This is a genomic window from Pseudoalteromonas lipolytica (assembly GCF_001306915.1).
Taxonomy (GTDB): Bacteria; Pseudomonadota; Gammaproteobacteria; order Enterobacterales; family Alteromonadaceae; genus Pseudoalteromonas; species Pseudoalteromonas simplex.
In genome coordinates, this window is sequence record NZ_LJTC01000043.1 from 1 (window position 1) to 656 (window position 656).

The window sequence follows — 656 nt, forward strand, 5'->3', positions numbered from 1 at the left end:
GAACTTCAGCAGATGCAGGGTGTGGGCGTCCACGGTGTAGATATGGAAGAGGTCGTGCTGCATCAGCCCCACGGCGCGGCCGAACTCCGGCAGGTACTTGCCCAGCACCCCGTAGCGGTTCATGCGCCGCAGCTGGCGTGCCACGTTGCCGCCGGAGCGCAGCAGCTCCATGAACAGGCTCTGGTGGCGTACGTCATCGCGGTAGAGGTCGTCGATCAGGTGGCGATGGTCGCGGATCTGGCGGATGGTGTCGGCCCGAACCCCCTCGATCCCCGGGTGCTCGGCCATCAGCAGGAACAGCTCGAGCAGCGCCGAGGGGCGGTCGCGGAAGACGGTGCGCGAGCGCGCCTGGATATAGCCATCCTTGATCTCGAAGCGCTCGTTGAGCGGCTCCACCGGCAGGGCTTCGCCGGCGTGGAGGATCGCCTCGTCGAAGTGCTGCAGCAGCATGTCGTTGAGGCCGGCCAGCGCCGTCACGTGGCGGTAGTAGCGCTTCATGAACTGCTCGACGGCGAGGCGCTCCGGGGTGTCGCGGAAGCCGAACAGCTCGGCGATGGTGCGCTGGTGGTCGAACAGCAGGCGGTCCTCGGCGCGGTCGGTGAGCATGTGCAGGGCGTAGCGCACCTGCCACAGGAAGGCCTGGCCCTGGCTGAGGA

General features: G+C 67.5%; 1 pseudogene. It reads right to left on the bottom strand.

Annotation, left to right across the window (positions count from 1 at the left end):
* A pseudogene (gene glnD, locus AOG27_RS21395) lies at window positions 1-656 on the bottom strand ([protein-PII] uridylyltransferase); the annotation flags it as partial.